This is a genomic window from Mesorhizobium sp. AR02, assembly GCF_024746835.1.
Classification (GTDB): Bacteria; Pseudomonadota; Alphaproteobacteria; order Rhizobiales; family Rhizobiaceae; genus Mesorhizobium.
Genome location: NZ_CP080530.1, coordinates 472,842 through 494,245, shown reverse-complemented (window position 1 = coordinate 494,245; position 21,404 = coordinate 472,842). Strand labels below are relative to the sequence as shown.

Here is a 21,404-nt window from a genome sequence, read left to right as displayed (position 1 = left end):
TGACGGGGTCGCTGTCAGACGGCTGCATCGGATCATGCAGCGGCGGTTTTGGCGAAGTTGAAGGGCAGCAGGTCGGTGATGTCGGCGTCTGTGGCGCGCTGCGGCAATTCGCTGAGGACGTAGCGCAAGTAGGCCAAGGGCTCGACGCCACAGGCGCGGCAGGTCAGCATCAGGCTGTATATGACGGCGCTGGCCCTGGCTCCATCCACGGTATCGCTGAACAGCCAGGATTTTCTGCCGGTGGTCATCGCAGGGTCATTCTGCCCATGTCGGGCAGATGGTAGAGTTTCATTATCGCTGGCATCCATATTACGGCGGCCGATTCCGGCATGAAGGTCGGGAGGATCGGGCTAACGGTTCGATCATTCGGGTCGAGATTAGGCCGGGTGAGATCATTCAGGTCGCAGAGTGGATGCTGGATCGGGCGTTTTGCGCCAACATGGAGATGGGCGAACCGCGCGTTGCGGTGATTGGACTTGTAGAGCTTCATAGACTGCTTACCGAGCGCGGTTTCAGGCAGACTTCGACGGATGGACTCACGGCCATCCAGGAGGCGCGCCATGAAGGCTTTACCACCACCACCCTCGACATTACCGGTGCTGACCCAGCAGCTGAGCATGCCGCTCGATACGCCGCAGATGCGAGGCCTGAGCGACCCGGAACGAAGCGTTGTTGTCGCCGGGCTGGCGACCCTCCTGATGGCCGCGGCCGGCGTCGCGACGAAGGAGACGAGCGATGACGGGCAATGATCTCCTTCCAGCGACGGTGCTGAAGCGCAAAGCTGTGGTCTACGTTCGACAGTCGACCCCCGGTCAGGTCCAGAACAACCTGGAAAGCCAGCGGCGACAATATGAACTTGTGGATGTTGCGCGCCGCTGGGGATTCCATGATGTCGAGGTGATCGACGATGACCTTGGTCGGACCGCCAGCGGCGCTGTCGACCGCCCTGGTTTCGAGCGACTGGTGAGCGGCCTGTGCACAGGCAAAGTTGGCGCAGTGCTCTGCCTCGACGCATCGCGCCTTTCCCGTAACGGCCGGGATTGGCACCACCTCCTGGAACTGTGCGGCCTGGTTGAAGCGCGCGTCATAGATCTCGACGGGGTGTACGATCCTTGTCGGCCTAACGATCGATTGTTGTTGGGTATGAAGGGCAGCATCAGCGAGTTTGAGCTCGGCATATTGCGAACGCGCATGCTTGACGCGGCTCGCGCCAAAGCGCGGCGGGGGGAACTGCGCCTCAGTGTTCCGATCGGCTATATCTGGCATCGTGAATACGGTCTGGGGCTTGATCCTGATCTTCGGGTACAGCAGGCGATCCGCCTCATCTTTTCGCGCTTCCGCGAGCTTGGCAGCGCCCGCCAGGTGCTGATTTCGCTGACGGCTGATAATTTCCATTTTCCCCGCCCTTCTGACGGGCGCAAAACGGTGTCCTTCGACTGGGTGCCGGTTCGCTATCGAAGTGTTATTTCGATCCTGAAGAACCCATTCTACGCCGGGGTCTATGTCTATGGTAAAAGCGAGAAGCGAACGGAGATTGTCGATGGCAGGGCTCGCAAAAGCTACGGCCACAACAAGCCCTTTGGAACGTGGGAAGTGCTGCTCCAGGATCATCATGAAGGTTATATCGATTGGAGTGAGTTTGAGCGGAACCAGAGCCATATCGCCGTCAATGCCTTTGGACAGAAAGGCGGCATCAAGTCGGGTCGTGGCGGCCGTGCGCTGCTTGCGGGCCTGCTCACCTGCGGCCGATGTGGAAGGCGGTTGGGCGTTGTCTATTCGGGCCGGCCTCCGGGTCATCCCTATTACCGCTGCGAACGTATCAACCAGATGCTGGCCAAGCCGCGATGCATGACTTTTGGCGCATCTCGCATCGACCCTGCCATCGGCAAAGAGATATTGAGAGCCGTGACGCCAATGGCGATCGAGGCCGCAATGGAAGCTGATCGTGCGCATCGGGATAATCTGGAAGAACGACACCGTATGGTGGAGCTGGACTTGCAGCAAGCTCGATACGAGGCATCTCTCGCTGAGCGTCGCTATGCCGCTTGCGACCCCGACAACCGGCTGATCGCTGCCCAACTTGAGAAGAGCTGGGAGGCAGCGCTCAGGCGCGTGGAAGCCTGTGAAGCGGGTTTGGCCCAAGCGCGACAAATCGATCTTGTCACCCCAGTTCCCGATTTTGCTGGCATTGCCACCGACCTGGAGGCTGCCTGGCGCGCGCCTGACGTCGATATGCGTTGCCGTCAGCAGCTCCTCCGCACCCTCGTGTCGGATATCATCGCTGACGTCGATGAAGAGCAACGTGAAGTTATTTTGACGATCCACTGGAGGGGTGGCCAGCACTCCCAGCTGCGTATTCGCAAACCCAAAGCTGGCGAACATGGCCAGAGTACTCCGGAGGCCGCCCTTGCCGTCATGCGGTCTATGGCTACCCGCTGGTCCGACGCAAACATTGCCGCCACTCTCAACCGGATGGGAATGCAGACCGGACAAGGCAAAACCTGGACGGCGCGCCGTGTCGGGGCACTGCGCACGGTCCATAAAATCCACGGCTACCGATCCGCCGAAAAGAATGGCGAATGGCTCACGCTGACCGAAGCTGCCAAAAAGCTTGGAGTTACAGCCCATCGTGTCCGTCGACTGATCAAGGAGGGCGTGCTCCCTACCGAGCAGGTTGTTCCGGATGCGCCGCACCAAATACGAGCCACGGACCTGGAAAAGGATCAAGTAACCCAGTTTCCGCGTCACAGGGGCCCGTGTCGCATCAAAATGGAAAACCAAAAGTCCCTGTTTCCGGACGTTTGAGGAGAGGTGCAGTATGAATCGGTCGTTGCAAAGATTCTGATATCGCGTTCGAGGAGGTTGTTGTCGATCGGCATCCTGCCGTCTTCTGTGTATCGCGTCAGGTACTCCCACTGGTTCAGAGTGTAGGACACGGCGTCGCCGATCTTGCTATCGGGCAAGACCTTCGGCGCGATGTCGTCGAGCCATGCCTTGAGAGCATTGAGGATGGGAACGCTGTGTTGCTGGCGAAAGCGGCGAATGCAATCGGCTTGTGTTTCGCCCTTGTCCGGCTTTTCGTTCCGAACTTGGCCTTCAACCCGGTAGAGCTGCTCGAAGAACTTGAGCGCCTGCTCCGGCGGACCGCCCCCCTTCTTTCTTGCCTTGAGGGCATCGACGAAGCGACGTCTGGAATGGGCCATGCATCCCACATGGGTGGCCCCTGCCAGCGTGCGCCATGCGGTATAGCCATCGCTCATCAGTATGCCGCGGTAATCGCCGAGGAAGGCCTGCGGATAAATCTGGCCGCGACCCGGTTGATAATCGAGCAGCACGATCGGCTCGTTACTCTCTTCGCCGCTCCGGTATGCCCACATAAATGATGTGCTGGTGGCCTCCCTGTCCTTTTCCTTCAGGACCTGGACGGTGGTCTCGTCGCCATGGATGAGTGCTTGAGACCTGAGCCGCAGCTTCAGTGCGTCATAGATGCGGGAGAGATGCTTCTCGCTCGATCCGATCACCCAATGCCCCAGAGCGCCGCGGCTGACGGGCACGCCGGCTCGCTCGAATGCCTGGCTCAAGCGGTAGAGCGGCGTGCCGTCGACGTACTTGTGAACAAGAGCAAATGCCAGTGTCGAGGCCGTGGCGATGCTGCCCGGCAAGGGCTGCGCGGGCATCGGCGCGATCACGACCGGCGTATTGATGCCGGTACGGTCGCAATGGCGGCAGGCATACTTGAAGCGCACATTCTGCAGGACCTTCGCCTTCACCTCGATATGAAGCTGCTCGGTAATGGCCTCGCCCATGTGGTGCATCCGGTGACGACAGCAAGGACAGGCCTTCTGATCTTCGGGAAGGTCATACTCGACGCGCTCGCGCGGCAGGTGTTCCGGCAGGGCCTTGCGGCCACGCTTCTTTCCCTCCGGCTTTTTTTCGGTGGACGGAAAGCCGGTGTCCGGCAGGTCGACCACATTGCCATCTTCGCTGCCGGCGTCGTCTTCATCGGCAACCTGTTCGGCTTCATTGAAAAGGCGATCAACGTGCTTTTCGCTCTTGGGCGCAAAACGATGTGAGCGCGCCAGCGCCAACTCTTCCTCGAGCTTAACCACGCGTTCTGCGAGCTGACGGTTCTCCGCCTGCAGCACAGCAATGCGCGCCATCAACTCCTCAACAGTCGGTTCGCCAGGTCGATTCATCGTAGTTTTGAATCTGAACCGCACCGACGCGTCAACCGCACAATTCGGGAGCCGTCAGCCCGCAACCTGATATTGCCGCACCGGATGGCGCACCATTGCATCGATGTCGATGCCGTCGAGAATCCAATGGAGCTGCTCGGTCGTCAGCGTAACCACCGCCGTCTCCCGGCGTGGCCATCGGAACCTGTCTTCGGTCAGCCGCTTCAGAACCAGCACGAAGCCGGACCGGTCGAAGAACAAGAGTTTCATCCGGTCGCGGCGGCGATTGCAAAATGCAAAGACCGCAGGCGCAAATGGGTCAAGCTCCATCACCTCCTGAACCAGGACCGCAAGGCTGTTGATGCCGGCCCTAAAATCGATCGGCTCGCGGTGCAGGTAGACGTTGAGATCAGCGCCCAGTCTGAACATGGCCCAGAGCTCCAATGATCGCCGTCAACGCGTCTACATCACCGCATTCCAGCACCAGCTTCACGCCGTTCGGCAAAGACGCGCTCACCTTGGCTGGGAGTGGCAATGAGCCCATGCTTTCCGACTTCGACAGCCGCTCTTCACCACGCGCAGCAGGCCTGTCCACCGAATTGCTCTGCATAGGCAGGCTGTGGTCCGCAGCGGTGACTTGAACTGGAATGAACGCAGACGGTGCAGGTGGCGGCAAAGCACCGGCGTCTTTGGTCGTCTTTATCCATTTCCGAAGAAGGTTGGCATTGATCCCATATTCAAGCGCAAGTCGCGATACCGACACGCCAGGCTCAAGGCAGGCCGCAACTAGCCGCTCTTTCGACGCCGGGTCGTACCGCCGGCGGCCGTTGCGCAAAATCCGCCTCACCAGCAGTTTCTGTTCATCGTCCTCAATCACTTGGTGTCCACCTCCGTTAAGTGGACACTTCATGCCAAAACACGCTCAATGGAAAAAGGTGCGGAGAAATTCGCGCTTACGATCGATCGAAATGGCGCCCCTTGAACATCTGAAACCTCCGAAACCCATCGAAGGCCATTGCCAGACAACCCGTGACCAAAGAGTTTGCAACAGAGCCAAACAATGGGGTCTCTCTAACGCTACAATGAATCTTTGTGCCCTTTGCTGGGAAGACGTCGGGTAGCCGACACGTACTGTCGGGTTTGTCGAGTCCGCGACATGGGCCTGCTCGGCCTGAGCTCGTGCTCAACTCTGACGTAAACCGTTGAATAGCATGCAGAAAATGTTTTCTGAGCTTGCTTCGACGCAATTGGCACGACGTTTGAAGCTCCCTTAGGCGAGGCGGCAAGAACCGCCGGCCGATCATCGTATCGCGGGCGTCCCCTCGCGACGGATGGAACGAAGGAAGGAAAGCAACATGTCAGATCTGGGTCAGATCCGCTTTCTATCGGAAAGCAGACCGCCCGCGCAATCCGATTGCCCCATCGGCCAATTGGCGTTGACACCCACAATCGCTCACCACCACCTGGTGCCCATTGACCGACTTGGGATCGCATTCGACCGGCATTTGCCGGTCAGTGTCATTGCGTTTCGCCGTTCAAGCAGCACGCCCGGTTGCAAAGCGATGCGCACGCTCTCCAGCAACACTCCGTTCCTGGCGAGTACGCGATCGGGATCGAGCATTGCCGGCGCGCTCTGTCGGCTGAAGATCACCCGGCAGGGCAGCTGATCCTCAACAAGTATGCGGATCAGCTATTTCTAGGTGCAGACAGAAGACAGACAGGTGGACGACATGGACCAGCGCGTGAAACGCTCGCCGGCCGAAATCCGGCGGGCGCAGGAGGACATGCCGAATATACGCGAGCGCGATCTCGCCGCCCAGTTGGGCATTTCGGAAGCGGAACTGGTTGCGGCGCATTGCGGTTTTGGCGATGTGCGCATCGAGCCCCGCGTCAATGATCTGCTGACCGGCCTCGAAGCGGTCGGCGAGGTGATGGCGCTGACCCGCAATGAAAGTGCCGTGCATGAGAAGATCGGCATCTATGACAAAGTGGTCACCGGCAACCAACATGCCATGGTGCTCGGCGACGACATCGACCTGCCCATTTTCCCGGAAGCGTGGGCTTATGGCTTCGCAGTCGAGAAGCGCGATGGCAGCAACATCCGTCGCAGCCTGCAGTTCTTCGACGCCACCGGCGAGGCGGTGCACGGAGTGCATCTCAGGCCCGCTTCAAACCTCTATGCCCAGCAAATTGCGCTAGGCATCCATGAATAGCTGGCGCGGATCCCACCTTTCGAATCAAGGAAAGCACGTTCTAACATACAGCAAGTCGCTGACCTTTGCGCAATGCTTTCAGGCATTGTCAGTTCTGGCCGCTATACAAGTTCCGTTCGACTTGACGATCGCGAAACGGATGCGATGGCGGACAATTCACAAACGAGCACAAGGAAATCCTTACATGAGATCCTCACCGAAAGAGACCGCCACCGCGGCCATCCCGATTCATCGAGTGCATCCCCCGTCTTTCTGGAAGGGGATGATCCTTGCTGCGACCGTGATCGTCCTCGTACCGAGTAGTCAGGTTTCGGCTGAGGACAAGGGGCAAACCGTTCACCACATACATCAGGCAGCCTCAGTTGATTGGGAGAGGAAGAAGATGGAAGAACTTCCGGCGGGAACAAAGTTCAACCACGCTAATAGGGATGGGGTGTGGGGCGGTTCGGGGCAAAGCGGGCACACGGGCAAAGCAATTTGGATGACCTCAGAAAACGATGTAAACGCGGCACGCGGCTATGCAGGTAGTTCTGGCAAGTACTTTGTTGTCAAGGCGCAAAAGCCCCTCAAATTAGCGGTCATGGACGAGCAGGGTGATCAAGTGCACCCTGATGAACTAGGCGCATGGGCCACCTTGGCGCAGAGATACGGCTTGGATGGAGTGAAGACGGAATATGGAAGCTCGTACGAGGTGGTTTTATTTAACAGAAGCAAGATTGCACCTGTGGAAGAACGTCATTTCGATTAGCACAGACGCCAGCGCACGACGCCATCGAGATAGGTGCCGTCCTCGTTGAGGCGGATGAAGTTTGCGAGTTCGGTCATGGTCTGTGTCCTGAAATGTGTGTTTCCCGAAGGGAAAGCCCTTTCGGGCGAAGCCTCCCCGGTCTTTCCGGGGGAATGGCGAAAGCCCGCCCCACGGCGGCGGGCGGGACTGTCAAGTGGCGTGGTGCGGAAGGTGGGGGATCTTCTCGGGTCCGCTCGCGGACTGGCGCGGAAGATTTTCCACCTTCACGGGCCGCTTGACCGGCCTGGCCGGCGATGTCATGGGGCGGAAACAAGCAATGTGGCCCGGAGCGGGCCTCCGTGCCGGGTGCGCAAGCAGCCGCTGGACAAGCGATCGTTACCGGGATCGGCGGAGACGGGCGCCGGCCGGCTCCGTGCCCTCGGCATAGAGAGCGGCCACCGGAACGGGCGGTGGCCTTCTCCTGATTCAGTGCCCGTGATGAACAAGGGCTACGTAGGTCGGGATGTGCGCCACTTCGTAGGCCGTGACGTTGTCGAAGTCTGGTGATCCTTATCGATCGCGATTTGACGTGGAAGCCGGCCCTCTGGGCAATGCTTCCGTTTGTGCCGGAGGCGCGTCGACATGGCGGCCAATCGAGGTCAAGTACGCCGCGATCTCGTAACGCAGGTAATCGCGGCTACCGTAGCGCACCTCGATTTCGGCGAGCTTCTTGTACAGCCCCCTACGCTTGCCCCGCGGAACATCACTATCGCCCAAGGAGTAGTACCCCGGACCGACGGCACAGATATCGCAGCCGGTCGCGGCCACCTCACGCACGAACGCCGGAATGTCCTCTTCTCGCATCTGCTTCATTTCAAAGCCTCTTCGCATCCAATGCCCTATCACAACGTTCCGGGCTTGCAACCATACCGTGCGCCCGGGCAACAGACCGATTTTGCGCCGATGACCTGGCCTTATTTGTTGGCCTTGTTCAGCGCCGACCCTCAATGTGCATGGATGCACGCAGCTCGCTACCTGTGCACTTGCACAGGTTGCAGGGCGAAATCGTAACCGGGGTTGCTGGCGCACCATTTTGCTTCTCGAAATAGCGTGCTCCCTGCAGAGGGAGCGGCCGAAGATATCGCAGGGAACCTCGATCCCTCCTTGTGGCGGAATTTCGACCCAGGAGAGGGCCCGGAGGACTCTGGATCCCAGCAATGGGCTTACTGTCCGTTCTCTGACTTGGATGTGGCGGAATACGACAGAACGCGTTCTGGGCTCTGGACTCCGGGGCTCTTGATCCGACGCAATGCGAACCAGGCCCTCTCCTACTTTTCAACATGGTCTCCAGCGGGAACCCAGACCGAAACACTGATCGCAGTGCAGCAATGTTGCGGGATTATCGAGGAAGGCCTTCGCACTGCAAAGAGAGAACTGGGCCTTGACCATAACATAACCCGTTCTTGGCACGGATGGCATCGCCACGTCTCGCTGGTCATGCTGGCATTCACGATGATGTCAACGGTTCGTCACAAGGCAAGCCACGAGCGCCACGAAGCGGTCGGAAGGCTCACTCTGACCAGTCGCCGGTTCGAACGCCTACCGAGGAGCTCCGAGAAGCCGAAACCGGCATCGCTCGGCGCCGCGGCCACCATCGCACGACAAGATCAATCCGGCGAACGTCGCCGCAAGCCCTTCCGGAGGAACTTGCCGGTCGAAAAGCAATAAAAAGGGGGGTCTCAACCGTGACATTATCCATGAAAAAGACCTCCCCCGCCGTATTTCGGATCGATTTCGAAAGGACCGGATTCGCCTGGATCGACAGAAATGAAGAGATGGTCATGCGACAAAATGCCGTAATCGGTGTGCCCCAGTTCACGAGAACGACCTGGCCCAGGGCGAAGCTACTAAACGCTCGCAGAGTCGGGGCGGCGGTAGCTGTCGCGCGGCGGGTCCCACAGATAACCCACGAAATGGGTGATCTTGGCGCCCGAAGCCTTGTCGGCCTCGCCATCCCACGGTCCGGGCTCGAGGCAAGCGCCCGGGCGGAGAATCCTCACCTGCCGTTCCGAAAACGGGAACGAACGCGACAGGGTTTCCGGTCGGTCGGCTCATTGCAGCATTTCGTGTCGATCTTCTCCGCCGTCCGAAATCTCTTCGTCCCATCCCAGACCAACCGCTCCGCAGCACAAATTCGAATCCATCGACGCCAAGCCATGGCCGCGTGGGAAGCCGTGAGTGCACGGTCTGCCTGAAAAGCGCGGTATCGGCCTCACGCGGCCACATTTCAAACAACGTGACAAAGCCCCACCCACCCCGAAGGGGCGTGCGGATCCGCGTCAGCAGATCCGCGTGTCCTGCACCGAATGAATGCGGCCGGACCTGGCCGGCGCCATGAGTGAGGGAAGGATGGGGGATGCCGGTTTTCGGCTTGCTGGGGAGAGGGGCCGCGCCCTCTTTCCCCGTCTTAAGGATCAAAAGCGGCCGCCCTGGGCGGCCCCATTCCTCTTCGGATTATCAACCGTTTTGAACAGGTACGGCCTACAAGTCCTGTAGCGACTTGACGAGGCCGTCATTTCGACCTATTTATACTGAAATCGGTATATCCTGAGAGATAAGAAAAATGAAAGAAAAGCTCGAATACACCAACATTTTCGAGTCGATCACAGATGACTCAACGCTCGCTGCTGACCTACAATTCAGGTCCGACGTGCTCATGACGTTGATCGACATATTCGAAGACAAAGGTTGGAAACAGGCTCAAATAGCTGAGGCGCTGGATATCGCCCAACCCCGCGTTAGCGAACTGTTGCGCGGGAAAATCAGCCTGTTCTCGTCAGATCGCCTGATCGGATACCTGGCTAAGCTGGGATACCGCCTGCGGCCATCAGTAGATGAGGATCACAAGGTGATCTGCGAAGTGGAGATGGAGGCGGCGTAAACCGCCTCCGCTCCCGTCTATTTTTTCTTTTTTTCGGCCTTTTCCGCTTCTCGGACGATTGCCATCATTTCCTTGTAGCGGTCCTTCACCGTGTCCATTGCCTTCTTATCGACCCCGTTGGTGGTCTTTGTGAAAGCGTGGAGAACGAAGACGGTGTCGAGGAACTTTGCGCAGTAGACCGCCCTGTAAGCCGGTGATCCGTTCTCGATAAGCTCGATTACTCCTGCGCCCAATTCGGGCAAATGTTTAAAAGGTGACCTTGGGTCTTTCCCTGCCGCAACGAAGTTTAGGTCGTTGAGGAAGTCTGTTGCAATGTTTTCCGGCAGCTTCTTAACCGCCTTCTTTGCTGAATTATTTACGTATCTAATTGTTTTTCTTGGCATTCTTCCCACTTTTTATTTGTCATGCGCACTCCTATATTCCCGCCGAATGGCAGGGGTTGCTGTTAACCGGTCATTTTTGAAAACACAAAAAACCGTAACAGGGAACTATATAGTCCGCCTGACGGTGATTTTCAAATAATAATTAGGAATTCGCTATTAATTACATACATACCGCGATCTGACGATGCCGTCAAATGATTTTTTTGAAAAAATAATGAGCCCTATATAGGCCCTGTCGGCTCGAAGCTGGGATTTTGGCCAAGTTGAAGAACGATTGGTGAACGTCAGGGTTCGACCTGAGCTTTGAGCAACATGGTAACATTGTCGGCGGTGAACTTGAAGCCGCGGCGATCGGGGATACGCTCGACGGAGATGGGATATTTAGGTCTTCGTGGATCAATGCCGGTGATCCGGAAACGCTCGCCACCAGCGATAAACTCGCGTTCGAAGTCAGCAGCCTCCAGGCCGTACTGTTCGGCCAGCAGGGCGAACATCTCCTTATCCAGATTGAGCGTCTTGCCGTCTGGCGCGGGAATACTGATGCGGAATGCTGGTTCGAATGAGAAGCCAGGTTCCAGGCCACGCCACCCGGTACTTTCGATGACCAGTCCGTGATCTGAGGCGATCTTTCTGCAAGCCTCAAGCATGCGGGCCTGAATCTGCTCGCAGGCGGCGGATGTTAAACGGGTGATGCGGTTGGCCTTGCTCATTCGGAAGCACCGTTGCGTACCTGATAGACCGTGCCGCGTGATATGGCGAGATCGCGGGCGATCTTGCTGGGTCCCTGACCCTTTTGGAGGCGAAGCAGGATTTCTGCGCGGTCAATCTTCGGTGGGCGACCTTTGTAGATGCCACGTTTCCTGGCGACGGCGATACCTTCAGCCTGCCGCTCGCGCCGCAGGTTAGTTTCGAATTCCGCGAAGACGCCGAGCATGTCGAAGAACGCCTTGCCGGCGGCTGTGGAGGTATCGACGGGCTGCTCGGCGGCCACCAGATGCGCGCCCTTGGCCTTGAGTCGGTCGACTATCACCTGAAGATCTCGCAACGATCTGGCCAGCCGGTCGATGCGGGTGATGACAAGAGTTTCGCCGGCATGGATGAAGTCGAGAATGGTCATCAGTTGCGGACGACCTTCGAGCGATGCACCACTTTTCTGCTCCTCGCGGATGACCTCGCAGCCGGCGTTCCTGAGCGCGGCGATTTGCGCGGCGAGGTTTTGGTCTGTTGTGGATGTACGGGCATATCCGATGCGAGCCATGTCCTAACCATGCTAACTGTTCAATTTGGGTGTGCCATCGTGTCAATTTGTTCAATATATCGTTTTTGACCCAAAATAAACAGGAAACCACGAACGCGACCTGTTTATTGACAATGTTCATGATGGGTATACCAAAAATATTCACTACAAAGGTGCACCGCCTGCATCCAGTGTGGTCATAACGATATCTTCCATGAGCGGGATGCCCTGTAGGGGATGCTTGTGTATCAGTGCAAAGGCTGCGGCTGCCAGTGCTTTTGACAGTCGCTCCTTTTTAGCCGATTTGACAATGATCGCGGTTTGCAGAAATCGCCTTGCCCAGATGTCTCGTCGGCCTTCGAGAAAGGCCCAGATTCTTTTTTCAACAGTCCGCGCCGAGCGGGATCCCCGAATGATATCGCGTGTCTCTCCTGTGTCTTCAAACCAGCTGTCGGTGAACGGGACGAGCGCATCCAGTACAGTCTCGTTGCGGAGCATCCGATCCAGTTGTGCCGCTGTCGCATTCTGGATTTCCTTTTGCGGATCGACGTGATCCAGCAAAGCCTGCAGATCCCTTTCCTGGGGCCGCAATTGGCTCAAGCTGCAAGCCTCCATGACGTCAATGAAGCCTGGCGCTGGTGGATGGCCGTTTTCTATCCCATCCGCCAGAGCCGCCTCCAGCAGCAGCTCGGCAGTCATTCGATCTATTCGGACGCTGTTTGATTCCTGGCGGGCATAAGAGACGATGCTGGCCGCTTCGCGCTTTGAGCGGCAACGAATGACAAAGGCATCTTTGATGCCGTATCCGGTCTTTAACAGGATCATCGCGACAAATGTCTGGGCTTGCAGTTTTCCCACAATCGTTAGGCCTTGCGCTCCGACCCCGTCAGCGGTGGTCGCCAGGATGTCGCTGACGATCGGCTCTGCCCTGTTTTGTTTGGAAACATCGGCGAGACCTTGTCGCAGCGCCAGCTTGCCAATGTCATCGATAGCCGCCCGGGCGGCGCTCGCCGACAGCCAGCCGCGAATGATCGGCAGATAGGATAAAGTTTCAGGCTCCAGCTTCCCGCGCATGAGCCTTTCTCGTAGGCCGGCGGCCACGGCCTCTCCCGTCAATGATGTGCCGGATACCAGCCAATAGAGTGCACAGCGCTCCAGAAAGGGATTGTCGAGGCTCAACAGATGATGGACAAACTCGGCTTTGAACTCCTCCGGCATTCCTGCCGACATCTCATCCAGGCCACTGAAGAACTCATACGCGCCGCCGCCTTCAGCTTCAACTTCCGCCGCTAAAACGGCAAGCGCGCCATCAAGATCCGGCATCGGGATCTCCTCGGCGGGGCTTTCCCCAACCGGGTCAAGCATCAGTATGTCCGGCACGGGTAGACCGGCACGCCGATACAAGCCAGCGATTTTCAAACGGTGAAGCGGCTCGCGAGCGCCGGCAGCAATGCGAGCCTTGATCGCCTTCTCCGCATTTTCCAGGAAGGCTTTTCCATATGGGCTGTCATTCTCGATGCCCATTCGTGCCTCATCCAGCAACAATCCGAACAAGGTTGCCACATCCGGATGATCGTCCATGGACTGCATAACCTCCGCAACGATGGCGTCGCAGGCCATGTCATTGGCCAGAAGATCATGCTTTGCTCTCTCGAAACAAAACTGGAACTGCACCGACGACAGCCCATGTTGGTGGAGAACATTCAGGCATGATTCAGCAATTTCAACCATTGGCTTCTCCAAAAATTATGCCGCCAGCCGATCAAAATCGATCCGACTATTCAAGTCGAGATCGAAACGGCCATAAGGATTGACGTGACTGTAGATCAGAGGCGTGAGGCCGCGATAGTCTTCCGGCGGGCGTTGGTGCGCGGATATGAAATCGAACGCATTTCGATCTTTAATGTAGTTGGTTATGCCTGCGTGACTTGACGCCGGATAGACTCCGGGCGTGCCCATGCCAGCATGCGGTTGAGAACGATGCAACCGATGGCAACCTCGGTTTGTTGAGCCGGAAGAGAGCGTGCTCGCAGGCGCCGTCCGATCAGCCCCTTGTATCGTCCGATGGCTGTTTCGCTCAGCGCCCGCTTGCCGTAGCCGGTGGCTGCCTGCCATTTCAGCCGACCGTCGCTTGCGATTGCGGCAATGTGCTTGTCCCTTTGACCAGGCGGTCCGGTATCACCGCTTTCCACCGCCGTGGAACGCGGTGGAATGACGATGTTCGCGGTTGCGCTGTGCTGCAGGATAGACCGATAGGTTGGCTTGCCGTCATAGGCTCCGTCGGCTGTGAACTGGTCGATCTCGCCGTCGATCTGATCGAGCAGCGGTGCCACCTGGGAAGGATCATCCGTGTCCTGATCTGTCAGCCTTTGGGCAATGATCGCGCCACTTTTGGCATCCACTGCCAGATGCAGCTTGCGCCAGTTGCGACGTGATCTGGCGCCATGTTTCTGCTCCAGCCATTGCCCGGCGCCGTAGACTTTCAATCCCGTGCTATCGACAAGCACATGCAGCGGGCCGTCCGGCAGCGGCGGGTTTCGTCGGGCTGATGGCTCCCACTTCTGTGCCCGACGGCTCAGCGTCGTATGATCTGGAACTGGGACTTTCAGCCCCATGAGATCCAGCAGCGAGTGGAGCAATCCCTCGGTCTGGCGCAGCCGCATTGCCAAGACGCAACCCAGCGTCAGCGCTGTCTCAATGGCGAGATCGGAATACCGGGCTTGGCCGCCGCGGGTCTTGCGTCGCGGAGCGCGCCATCCCGCAAGTGCCTCCGGCGTTACCCATAAGGTCAGGCTACCACGCCGGCGCAGACCTGCTTCGTAGTCACGCCAATTCGTCACCCTGAATTTCATCTTTCCGACGTGATGACGACGATCTGCGTTGTGTTTGTACGGCATGGCACTCGCATCAAGCTGATTTCGATCCTGCCTGCCTATCGCCAAACCGTTGACAAAGGATCCATGCACCAACGCTGAGCGGGGGAGAAACCGTTCGCCGCCGCATCGAATGACGAACTGGCCGTTGATATTGTAATCCGAACGGGAGAGCAGCGACCGTCACGTTACAAAACTGCAGCAATAACTTAACAAAAAGTTAACCCCCGTTTTCCGAGCGGGCGGCCATACTGCCGCCAATTCGACGTCACGCGAGAGTGGCAAGCTTTAGGATGGAGGCTGCCATCATGGCTATAGTTAGCCCCAGGCTTGCAGTCCTTCCATCGCTTAGAGAGTGAAGTGCCGCCATTTCCGAACAACCCTTGCCGACGCTGCCGATGTGGCGCGTCGATCACATCGAGCCCTCGCCCGAGATGTTGGCGCTACGCGCCAACGGTCCGATCCACCGCGTGCGCTTCCCGTCCGGGCACGAAGGCTGGTGGGTGACAGGCTACGACGAGGCCAAGGCGGTGCTGTCCGACGCGGCGTTCCGGCCCGCGGGAATGCCGCCGGCGGCTTTCACCCCGGATTCGGTGATGCTCGGTTCGCCGGGGTGGCTGGTCTCGCACGAGGGGGGCGAGCATGCCCGGTTACGCACGATCGTGGCGCCGGCCTTCAGCAACCGCAGGGTGAAGCTGCTCGCGCAGCAGGTCGAGGCGATCGCCGCGCAGTTGTTCAAGACGCTGGCGGCCCAGCCCCAGCCCGCCGACCTGCGGCGCCACCTATCCTTTCCGCTTCCGGCCATGGTCATCAGCGCGCTGATGGGCGTACTCTACGAGGATCACGCCTTTTTCGCCGGGCTGTCCGACGAGGTGATGACGCACCAGCATGAAAGCGGCCCGCGCAGCGCGTCGCGCCTGGCCTGGGAAGAACTGCGCGCCTACATTCGCGGCAAGATGCGGGACAAGCGCCAGGATCCGGGCGACAACCTGCTGACGGATCTGCTCGCGGCGGTCGACCAGGGCAAGGCGACCGAGGAAGAGGCGATCGGCCTGGCGGCGGGCATGCTGGTGGCGGGGCACGAGAGCACCGCCGCGCAGATCGAATTCGGCCTGCTGGCCATGTTCCGCCATCCGCAACAGCGCGAACGCCTGGTCGGCGATCCATCCCTGGCGGACAAGGCGGTGGAGGAAATCCTGCGCATGTACCCGCCGGGCGCGGGCTGGGACGGCATCATGCGCTATCCGAGGACCGACGTGACCATCGCGGCCGTGCATATTCCCGCGGAGAGCAAGGTGCTGGTCGGCCTGCCGGCGACGTCGTTCGATCCGCGCCATTTCGACGACCCGGAAATCTTCGACATCGGACGCGACGAAAAGCCGCACCTGGCGTTCTCCTCCGGGCCGCACACCTGCACCGGCGCGGCGCTGGCCAGGCTGGAACTCAAGGTGGTGTTCGGTTCGATCTTCCAGCGCTTTCCCGCGCTGCGCCTGGCCGTGGCGCCCGAAGAACTGAAGTTGCGCAAGGAGATCATCACTGGCGGGTTCGAGGAGTTCCCGGTGCTCTGGTGATGCGCGGACGCCGCCGGAATCACGATCTTCTCCGCAATTTGCCGGCGCGCCTGGCGCGCGCCGGTCAGATCAGCCAGCCAACAAGGTAACCAAGATGGACATGCAAGAAACCACGGCAGCATGCCGGGACGCCTTCGCCGAACTGGCGTCGCCAGCGTGCATCCACGACCCGTATCCGTTCATGCGGTGGTTGCGCGAGCACGATCCGGTGCATGGCGCGGCGTCGGGCCTCTTTCTGTTGAGCAGCCACGCCGACATCTACTGGGCGCTCAAGGCCACGGGCGATGCGTTTCGGGGACCGGCGCCGGGCGAACTGGCGCGCTATTTCCCGCGTGCGGCGACCAGCCTGTCGGTCAATCTGATGGCGTCCACGCTAGCGATGAAGGACCCACCGACGCATACGCGTCTGCGCCGGTTGATCTCGCGCGATTTCACCATGCGCCAGATCGACAACCTGCGGCCGAGCACCGCGCGCATCGTCGCAGCGCGCCTGGACGGCATGGCACCCGCGCTGGAGCGCGGGGAGGCGGTGGACCTGCATCGGGAATTCGCGCTGGCCTTGCCCATGCTGGGCTTCGCCGAACTGTTCGGCCTGCCCCAGGACGACATGTTCGGGCTCGCCGCCGGCATCGGCGCCATTGTGGAAGGCCTAGGCCCGCACGCCAGCGATCCCCAGCTCGCCACGGCGGACGCGGCCAGCGCCAGGGTGCTGGCCTACTTCGGCGACCTCATACAGCGCAAGCGCACCGATCCCCGCCACGACATCGTGTCGATGCTGGTCGGCGCACACGACGACGATGCCGACACGCTGTCGGATGCGGAGTTGATCAGCATGCTGTGGGGCATGCTGCTGGGCGGCTTCGCCACCACTGCTGCGACCATCGACCATGCGGTCCTGGCGATGCTGGCGTATCCCGAACAGCGGCACTGGCTGCAGGGAGACTCCGTGGGGGTGAAGGCATTCGTCGAAGAAGTCCTGCGCCGCGACGCGCCCGTCCTGTTCAGCGCCACTCCGCGTATCGCCCAGCGCGACATCGAACTGGGCGGCGTGGTGATCCCGAAGAACGCGGACGTGCGGTTGCTGATCGCGGCCGGCAATCGCGACCCGGACGCCTTCGCCGATCCCGACCGCTTCGATCCCGCGCGGTTCTACGGCACCAATCCTGGCATGTCGACCGACGGGAAGATCATGCTGACTTTCGGCCACGGCATCCACTTCTGCCCCGGTGCGCAACTGGCCCGGATGCAGTTGGCCGAGAGCCTGCCGCGGATCCAGGCGCGCTTCCCCACGCTGGCATTGGCCGAGCAGCCGACCCGGGAGCCCTCCGCGTTCCTTAGGACGTTCCGCGCGCTGCCGGTGCGGCTGCATGCGCATGGGAGGGCCTGAGATGCGCGTCGTGGTCGACCAGGATCTGTGCGGAACCACCGGGCAGTGCGTGCTGACGCTGCCGGGCACCTTTCGCCAGCGCGAACCGGACGGCGTGGCCGAAGTATGCGTGGCGACGGTGCCGCAGGCGTTGCACGCCGCCGTGCGGCTCGCGGCCAGCCAGTGCCCGGTCGCCGCCATTCGGGTCGTCGAAAGCGGCGCTGGCGATGACGAGCGCGCCAGCGCCGACCCTACGCCTTCTCCGGCGGAGGCCGAGCGGCATGCCGCGAAAGACCAACGCAATCCAGGAGGACACGATGGGACGGTTTGAAGGCAAGGTGGCCGTGGTGACCGGCGCCGGCATCGGCAGAGCATGCGCCCTCGCCATCGCGCGCGCGGGCGGCAGAGTGGTGGTGGCCGACATTGATGGCTCGGCGGCCATCGCCTGCACCGCGCAGATCGCGGCCGAAGCGAGGCACGCGCTGGCCCTGGCCATGGACATCGCCGATGCGCCGGCGGTGGCAGCGCTGTTCGAGACGGCGGAGCGGCACTTCGGTGCGGTCGACCTGCTGGTGAACAACGCGAGCGCCATGCATCTGACCCCGCGCGATCCTCGACCTGGACCTGGCGGTCTGGGATCAGACCATGGCGACCAATCTGCGCGGCACGCTGCTCTGCTGCCGGCAGGCAATCCCACGAATGATCGCCCGCGGCGGTGGCGCGATCGTCAACATGTCGTCGTGCCAGGGGCTCAGCGGTGACACCGCGCAGACGTCCTACGCCGCGTCGAAGGCGGCGATGAACATGCTGTCGGCCTCGCTCGCCACCCAGTACGGTCATGCGCAGATCCGCTGCAACGCGGTTGCGCCGGGTCTCATCATGACCGAGCGTCTCCTCGCCAAGCTGGACGAGTGCATGCAACGGCATCTGCGCCGGCACCAGCTCCTGCCGCGCGTCGGCAACCCCGAGGACGTGGCCGCGCTGGTGGCGTTCCTGCTCTCCGACGATGCCGCGTTCATCACCGGCCAGGTCGTGTGCATCGACGGCGGCATGCTGGCGCATGTGCCGACGTACGCCGACGGTGGCAACAGCCGCGCCGCGCGGCCTGCCGGCGACACCGCCGAAGCGGCCGCGGCGCCGCGCTGCTGATGGAGCTGGATGGACATGCTGCTTAACCCGCTGAACCGTCGCCACCGGCTGCGGTACGACATCCCGGTCGTGCCCGGCGCTTTCCCCCTGGTTGGGCATCTTCCCGCCATCGTCGGCGACCTGCCGCGCCTGCTGCGGCGCGCGGAACGGACGCTGGGCAGCCACTTCTGGCTGGATTTCGGCCCTGCCGGACACCTGATGACCTGCGTGGATCCGGCTGCGTTCGCACTGCTCCGGCACAAGGATGTGTCCTCCGCGCTGATCGAAGAGATCGCGCCCGAATTGCTCGGCGGAACGTTGGTCGCCCAGGACGGCGGCGCGCACCGGCAGGCGCGCGATGCGATCAAGGCGGCGTTCCTGCCCAAGGGGCTGACCCAGGCCGGCATCGGCGACCTGTTCGCGCCCGTCATCCGGGCGCGGGTGCAGGCGTGGCGCGACCGCGGCGACGTAACCATCCTGCGCGAAACCGGCGACCTGATGCTCAAGCTCATCTTCAGCCTCATGGGAATCCCCGCGCAGGACCTGCCGGGATGGCATCGCAAGTACCGGCAACTGCTGCAGTTGGTCGTCGCGCCCCCGATCGACCTGCCCGGACTGCCCTTGCGGCGCGGCCGCGCCGCCCGCGACTGGATCGACGCGCAGTTGCGCCAGTTCGTCCGCGACGCGCGCGCGCATGCCGCGCGCACCGGGTTGATCAACGATATGGTGAGCGCCTTCGATCGCAGCGACGATGCGCTCTCCGATGACGTCCTGGTCGCCAATATCCGCTTGCTGCTGCTTGGCGGTCACGAGACCACCGCCTCGACGATGGCCTGGATGGTGATCGAGCTGGCGCGGCAGCCTGTGCTGTGGGACGCCCTGGTCGAAGAGGCGCAACGCGTGGGCGCCGTGCCGACCCGGCACGCGGACCTGGCGCAGTGTCCGGTCGCCGAGGCGCTGTTCCGAGAAACGCTGCGCCTGCATCCGGCGGTCACGCTCCTGCCGCGTCGCGCGCTGCAGGAATTGCAACTCGGCCAAAGGCGCATTCCCGCGGGCACCCATCTGTGCATCCCGCTGCTGCATTTCTCGACCTCGGCGCTGCTGCACGAGGCGCCTGATCAGTTCCGCCTGGCGCGGTGGCTGCAACGCACGGAGCCGATCCGGCCCGTGGACATGCTGCAGTTCGGTAGCGGCCCACACGTCTGCATCGGTTACCACCTGGTATGGCTGGAACTAGTGCAGTTCTGCATCGCCTTGGCGCTGACCATGCACAAGGCCGGGGTGCGGCCGCGGTTGCTGAGCGGCGCCGAAAAAGGCCGGCGCTATTACCCGACCGCACAGCCGTCCATGAAAATCCGCATCGGATTCTCATGAGCTGGCATCGCATGCCCCGTGTGGCGAGGCAGCGGCGCCGGCGACGCGCGGCATTGCTGCACTCGGCGCGCGGGCTCGGTGCGACGCCGGCAACACCGCGGCGGCTCGCCGCTCGCCGTGGCCGTCTCCTGTCGGGTACAAGGGCATGAACAACATGCAGACCGGTTCCACGCTACACGACGACCGAACTGGCGTTTCCGCGCTCGGCGGATTGAGCGCGCAGGCGCGCGGCGCATCCGGCAGGCTGGTGCCGGAGATCTGGATGCAGGACGGCGCAAAGCGGGTCGAACAGGCGCTGGCGCGTCTTCTCTGCGCCGAAGACGACGGTGAGACCGAGCTGATGGCCGCGATGCGCTACGCCACCTTGCATGGTGGGAAGCGCACCCGCGCCTTGCTCTGTCTGGCTGCCGGCGCACTGGCCGACACGCCGGCGCACATGCTCGACGACGTCGGCGCCGCCATCGAGATGATTCACGCCTGTACCCTGGTCCACGACGACCTGCCCGCGATGGACGACGACGTGCTTCGCCGCGGCCTTCCGACCGTGCACGTCAAGTTCGGCGAAGCCACTGCGATCCTGGTCGGCGATGCGCTGCAGGCGCACGCCTTCCTGACCCTGGCGAGCCTGGATGCGCCGGGCGACAACCGTATCGCGCTCGTGCGCGAACTGGCGCAGGCGGTGTCCGCCGAGGGTGCCGCAGGCGGGCAGGCCATGGATCTGTCGCTGGTCGGAAAGCACGTCGAGCTGGACAGGATCGTGGCGATGCACCGGATGAAGAGTGGAGCGCTAGTGCGCGCGTCCGTTCGCATGGGCGCGCTATGCGCCATCGCGGAGGATGCCGCGCACGCTGCGCTGTACTGTGCGCTCGATCGCTACAGCGCCTGTTTCGGCCTGGCGTTGCAGGTGGTCGACGACATTCTCGACGCGACAGCGGATACCGCGGCGCTGGGCAAGACCCCCGGCAAGGACGCGGCGGCGCAGAAGCCGACCTGCGCGTCGATCATGGGGCTGCAGGCAGCGCGCCAGTTCGCGCTGGATCTGTTGCGCGACGCCGGGGAGGCCATCGCCCCGCTTGGGCCGCGTGCGGAACGGTTGGCGCAGATGCTGCAGCGGGCCAACGCGTATCTGTTCAAGCACGCGCCATGCGCATGAGAGCGCCCGTCCGCATGGAGTCGCCCCTGTGCCGCTGCGATCGGCCGGCGGCAGCGGTGTATGCTGCACTGTGTCCGAGTCCGCAGCGCCGATCGCAGCGGTTGCCCAGCACGGCCGCGGCGCACGCGGCGCGCTACGCACAAGCCTATGCGGCGGATCGGCGCCAGCATCGGGGCGCGTCGCCGCGCCGGAGCAGGGCGGCCGTCCGGCGCTGCCCATGCGCCGGGCCGCGACAGGCCTGCGGCGACGTGCGCGGCGTCTGC

The 21,404-nt window shown here is 61.3% G+C and carries 20 protein-coding genes and 4 pseudogenes; 12 read left to right on the top strand and 12 right to left on the bottom strand.

Annotated elements, in window-relative coordinates; all coding sequences use genetic code 11:
* Window positions 1–32: 32 nt before the first annotated feature.
* A pseudogene (locus tag DBIPINDM_RS02190) lies at window positions 33–242 on the bottom strand (transposase domain-containing protein); the annotation flags it as partial.
* Window positions 243–244: 2 nt separating this feature from the next.
* Window positions 245–562, bottom strand: a complete 318-nt coding sequence (locus DBIPINDM_RS02185) for a hypothetical protein (RefSeq protein ID WP_258581211.1) — start codon at window positions 560–562, stop codon at window positions 245–247.
* Between DBIPINDM_RS02185 and DBIPINDM_RS02180 the strand changes: the two genes are divergently transcribed.
* Together DBIPINDM_RS02180 and DBIPINDM_RS02175 are read left to right on the top strand one after the other, a co-directional pair.
* Entirely contained in the window at window positions 561–749 is a 189-nt protein-coding gene (locus tag DBIPINDM_RS02180) for a hypothetical protein (RefSeq protein WP_258581210.1), read from the top strand. The genes DBIPINDM_RS02185 and DBIPINDM_RS02180 overlap by 2 nt on opposite strands.
* The gene (locus DBIPINDM_RS02175; RefSeq protein WP_258580692.1) at window positions 736–2,805 is read left to right on the top strand and encodes a recombinase family protein; all 2,070 of its coding nucleotides are present in this window, start codon (window positions 736–738) and stop codon (window positions 2,803–2,805) included. Before DBIPINDM_RS02180 ends, DBIPINDM_RS02175 begins: the two co-directional genes overlap by 14 nt.
* 23 nt (window positions 2,806–2,828) lie before the next feature.
* Here DBIPINDM_RS02175 and tnpC read toward each other — a convergent pair.
* The 3 genes and pseudogenes from tnpC to tnpA all read right to left on the bottom strand — a co-directional run.
* Window positions 2,829–4,196, bottom strand: a pseudogene (tnpC, locus tag DBIPINDM_RS02170) (IS66 family transposase); the annotation flags it as partial.
* Window positions 4,197–4,250: 54 nt separating this feature from the next.
* Window positions 4,251–4,604, bottom strand: a complete 354-nt coding sequence (gene tnpB / locus DBIPINDM_RS02165) for an IS66 family insertion sequence element accessory protein TnpB (RefSeq protein ID WP_258580693.1) — start codon at window positions 4,602–4,604, stop codon at window positions 4,251–4,253.
* Window positions 4,585–5,049: an IS66-like element accessory protein TnpA gene (tnpA, locus tag DBIPINDM_RS02160; protein ID WP_258581239.1), complete on the bottom strand. Its 465-nt coding sequence runs from the start codon at window positions 5,047–5,049 to the stop codon at window positions 4,585–4,587. The genes tnpB and tnpA overlap by 20 nt, the downstream gene beginning before the upstream one ends.
* A 481-nt stretch (window positions 5,050–5,530) precedes the next feature.
* Here tnpA and DBIPINDM_RS02155 point away from each other — a divergent pair, with 481 nt between their 5' ends.
* The 3 genes and pseudogenes from DBIPINDM_RS02155 to DBIPINDM_RS02145 all read left to right on the top strand — a co-directional run bounded on the left by DBIPINDM_RS02155 (window position 5,531) and on the right by DBIPINDM_RS02145 (window position 7,136).
* Window positions 5,531–5,842 (top strand): hypothetical protein, encoded by a 312-nt coding sequence (locus tag DBIPINDM_RS02155; RefSeq protein ID WP_258581209.1) that lies wholly within the window; start codon window positions 5,531–5,533, stop codon window positions 5,840–5,842.
* A gap of 63 nt (window positions 5,843–5,905) precedes the next feature.
* A pseudogene (locus DBIPINDM_RS02150) lies at window positions 5,906–6,364 on the top strand (ChuX/HutX family heme-like substrate-binding protein); the annotation flags it as partial.
* Window positions 6,365–6,572: 208 nt separating this feature from the next.
* Window positions 6,573–7,136, top strand: a complete 564-nt coding sequence (locus DBIPINDM_RS02145; protein WP_258581208.1) for a hypothetical protein — start codon at window positions 6,573–6,575, stop codon at window positions 7,134–7,136.
* Window positions 7,137–7,685: 549 nt separating this feature from the next.
* On the opposite strand, the gene DBIPINDM_RS02140 is transcribed toward DBIPINDM_RS02145, so the two are convergent.
* Together DBIPINDM_RS02140 and DBIPINDM_RS43555 are read right to left on the bottom strand one after the other, a co-directional pair.
* Window positions 7,686–7,988, bottom strand: a complete 303-nt coding sequence (locus DBIPINDM_RS02140; RefSeq protein WP_318036882.1) for a hypothetical protein — start codon at window positions 7,986–7,988, stop codon at window positions 7,686–7,688.
* Window positions 7,989–9,022: 1,034 nt separating this feature from the next.
* Window positions 9,023–9,175, bottom strand: a complete 153-nt coding sequence (locus DBIPINDM_RS43555) for a hypothetical protein (protein WP_258581259.1) — start codon at window positions 9,173–9,175, stop codon at window positions 9,023–9,025.
* A gap of 563 nt (window positions 9,176–9,738) precedes the next feature.
* On the opposite strand from DBIPINDM_RS43555, the gene DBIPINDM_RS02120 reads away from it, so the two are divergent.
* Window positions 9,739–10,056 (top strand): helix-turn-helix domain-containing protein, encoded by a 318-nt coding sequence (locus tag DBIPINDM_RS02120; RefSeq protein WP_258581206.1) that lies wholly within the window; start codon window positions 9,739–9,741, stop codon window positions 10,054–10,056.
* Between the two features lie 17 nt (window positions 10,057–10,073).
* Here the strand turns inward: DBIPINDM_RS02120 and DBIPINDM_RS02115 are convergent, their stop codons facing one another.
* The 5 genes from DBIPINDM_RS02115 to DBIPINDM_RS02095 form a co-directional block, all read right to left on the bottom strand.
* The gene (locus DBIPINDM_RS02115; protein ID WP_258581205.1) at window positions 10,074–10,439 is read right to left on the bottom strand and encodes a type II toxin-antitoxin system RelE/ParE family toxin; all 366 of its coding nucleotides are present in this window, start codon (window positions 10,437–10,439) and stop codon (window positions 10,074–10,076) included.
* 284 nt (window positions 10,440–10,723) lie between these two features.
* Window positions 10,724–11,149 carry a hypothetical protein gene (locus tag DBIPINDM_RS02110; RefSeq protein WP_258581204.1) on the bottom strand — a complete coding sequence of 142 codons (426 nt, stop codon included), beginning with the start codon at window positions 11,147–11,149 and terminating at the stop codon, window positions 10,724–10,726.
* The gene (locus DBIPINDM_RS02105; protein WP_258581203.1) at window positions 11,146–11,697 is read right to left on the bottom strand and encodes a recombinase family protein; all 552 of its coding nucleotides are present in this window, start codon (window positions 11,695–11,697) and stop codon (window positions 11,146–11,148) included. The genes DBIPINDM_RS02110 and DBIPINDM_RS02105 overlap by 4 nt, the downstream gene beginning before the upstream one ends.
* Window positions 11,698–11,841: 144 nt before the next feature.
* Window positions 11,842–13,407 (bottom strand): hypothetical protein, encoded by a 1,566-nt coding sequence (locus DBIPINDM_RS02100; RefSeq protein ID WP_258581202.1) that lies wholly within the window; start codon window positions 13,405–13,407, stop codon window positions 11,842–11,844.
* Between the two features lie 182 nt (window positions 13,408–13,589).
* Window positions 13,590–14,573 (bottom strand): IS5 family transposase, encoded by a 984-nt coding sequence (locus DBIPINDM_RS02095; RefSeq protein WP_258581246.1) that lies wholly within the window; start codon window positions 14,571–14,573, stop codon window positions 13,590–13,592.
* A 344-nt stretch (window positions 14,574–14,917) separates the two neighbouring features.
* On the opposite strand from DBIPINDM_RS02095, the gene DBIPINDM_RS02090 reads away from it, so the two are divergent.
* The 6 genes and pseudogenes from DBIPINDM_RS02090 (at window position 14,918) to DBIPINDM_RS02065 (ending at window position 21,141) form a co-directional block, all read left to right on the top strand.
* Complete coding sequence (locus tag DBIPINDM_RS02090) at window positions 14,918–16,120, top strand: cytochrome P450 (protein WP_258581245.1); 1,203 nt, start codon at window positions 14,918–14,920, stop codon at window positions 16,118–16,120.
* A gap of 94 nt (window positions 16,121–16,214) precedes the next feature.
* Window positions 16,215–17,507 carry a cytochrome P450 gene (locus tag DBIPINDM_RS02085; RefSeq protein WP_258581201.1) on the top strand — a complete coding sequence of 431 codons (1,293 nt, stop codon included), beginning with the start codon at window positions 16,215–16,217 and terminating at the stop codon, window positions 17,505–17,507.
* A 1-nt stretch (window position 17,508) separates the two neighbouring features.
* Window positions 17,509–17,817, top strand: a complete 309-nt coding sequence (locus DBIPINDM_RS02080; RefSeq protein ID WP_258581200.1) for a ferredoxin — start codon at window positions 17,509–17,511, stop codon at window positions 17,815–17,817.
* Window positions 17,804–18,635, top strand: a pseudogene (locus DBIPINDM_RS02075) (SDR family oxidoreductase). Before DBIPINDM_RS02080 ends, DBIPINDM_RS02075 begins: the two are co-directional and overlap by 14 nt.
* A gap of 9 nt (window positions 18,636–18,644) precedes the next feature.
* On the top strand, window positions 18,645–19,988 hold the full coding sequence (locus DBIPINDM_RS02070) for a cytochrome P450 (protein WP_258581199.1): 1,344 nt from the start codon (window positions 18,645–18,647) through the stop codon (window positions 19,986–19,988).
* 154 nt (window positions 19,989–20,142) lie between these two features.
* On the top strand, window positions 20,143–21,141 hold the full coding sequence (locus tag DBIPINDM_RS02065) for a polyprenyl synthetase family protein (protein WP_258581244.1): 999 nt from the start codon (window positions 20,143–20,145) through the stop codon (window positions 21,139–21,141).
* The last annotated feature ends 263 nt before the right edge of the window (window positions 21,142–21,404 follow it).

Bases quoted from the DNA above. Each gene is read 5' to 3' on its own strand.
- DBIPINDM_RS02180 (WP_258581210.1), top strand. From the start codon at position 561: ATGAAGGCTTTACCACCACCACCCTCGACATTACCGGTGCTGACCCAG.
- DBIPINDM_RS02185 (WP_258581211.1), bottom strand. From the start codon at position 562: ATGGCGCGCCTCCTGGATGGCCGTGAGTCCATCCGTCGAAGTCTGCCT.
- DBIPINDM_RS02175 (WP_258580692.1), top strand. From the start codon at position 736: ATGACGGGCAATGATCTCCTTCCAGCGACGGTGCTGAAGCGCAAAGCT.
- tnpB (WP_258580693.1), bottom strand. From the start codon at position 4,604: ATGTTCAGACTGGGCGCTGATCTCAACGTCTACCTGCACCGCGAGCCG.
- DBIPINDM_RS02155 (WP_258581209.1), top strand. From the start codon at position 5,531: ATGTCAGATCTGGGTCAGATCCGCTTTCTATCGGAAAGCAGACCGCCC.
- DBIPINDM_RS02145 (WP_258581208.1), top strand. From the start codon at position 6,573: ATGAGATCCTCACCGAAAGAGACCGCCACCGCGGCCATCCCGATTCAT.
- DBIPINDM_RS02140 (WP_318036882.1), bottom strand. From the start codon at position 7,988: ATGAAGCAGATGCGAGAAGAGGACATTCCGGCGTTCGTGCGTGAGGTG.
- DBIPINDM_RS02120 (WP_258581206.1), top strand. From the start codon at position 9,739: ATGAAAGAAAAGCTCGAATACACCAACATTTTCGAGTCGATCACAGAT.
- DBIPINDM_RS02115 (WP_258581205.1), bottom strand. From the start codon at position 10,439: ATGCCAAGAAAAACAATTAGATACGTAAATAATTCAGCAAAGAAGGCG.
- DBIPINDM_RS02110 (WP_258581204.1), bottom strand. From the start codon at position 11,149: ATGAGCAAGGCCAACCGCATCACCCGTTTAACATCCGCCGCCTGCGAG.
- DBIPINDM_RS02105 (WP_258581203.1), bottom strand. From the start codon at position 11,697: ATGGCTCGCATCGGATATGCCCGTACATCCACAACAGACCAAAACCTC.
- DBIPINDM_RS02100 (WP_258581202.1), bottom strand. From the start codon at position 13,407: ATGGTTGAAATTGCTGAATCATGCCTGAATGTTCTCCACCAACATGGG.
- DBIPINDM_RS02095 (WP_258581246.1), bottom strand. From the start codon at position 14,573: ATGCCGTACAAACACAACGCAGATCGTCGTCATCACGTCGGAAAGATG.
- DBIPINDM_RS02085 (WP_258581201.1), top strand. From the start codon at position 16,215: ATGGACATGCAAGAAACCACGGCAGCATGCCGGGACGCCTTCGCCGAA.
- DBIPINDM_RS02080 (WP_258581200.1), top strand. From the start codon at position 17,509: ATGCGCGTCGTGGTCGACCAGGATCTGTGCGGAACCACCGGGCAGTGC.
- DBIPINDM_RS02070 (WP_258581199.1), top strand. From the start codon at position 18,645: ATGGACATGCTGCTTAACCCGCTGAACCGTCGCCACCGGCTGCGGTAC.
- DBIPINDM_RS02065 (WP_258581244.1), top strand. From the start codon at position 20,143: ATGCAGACCGGTTCCACGCTACACGACGACCGAACTGGCGTTTCCGCG.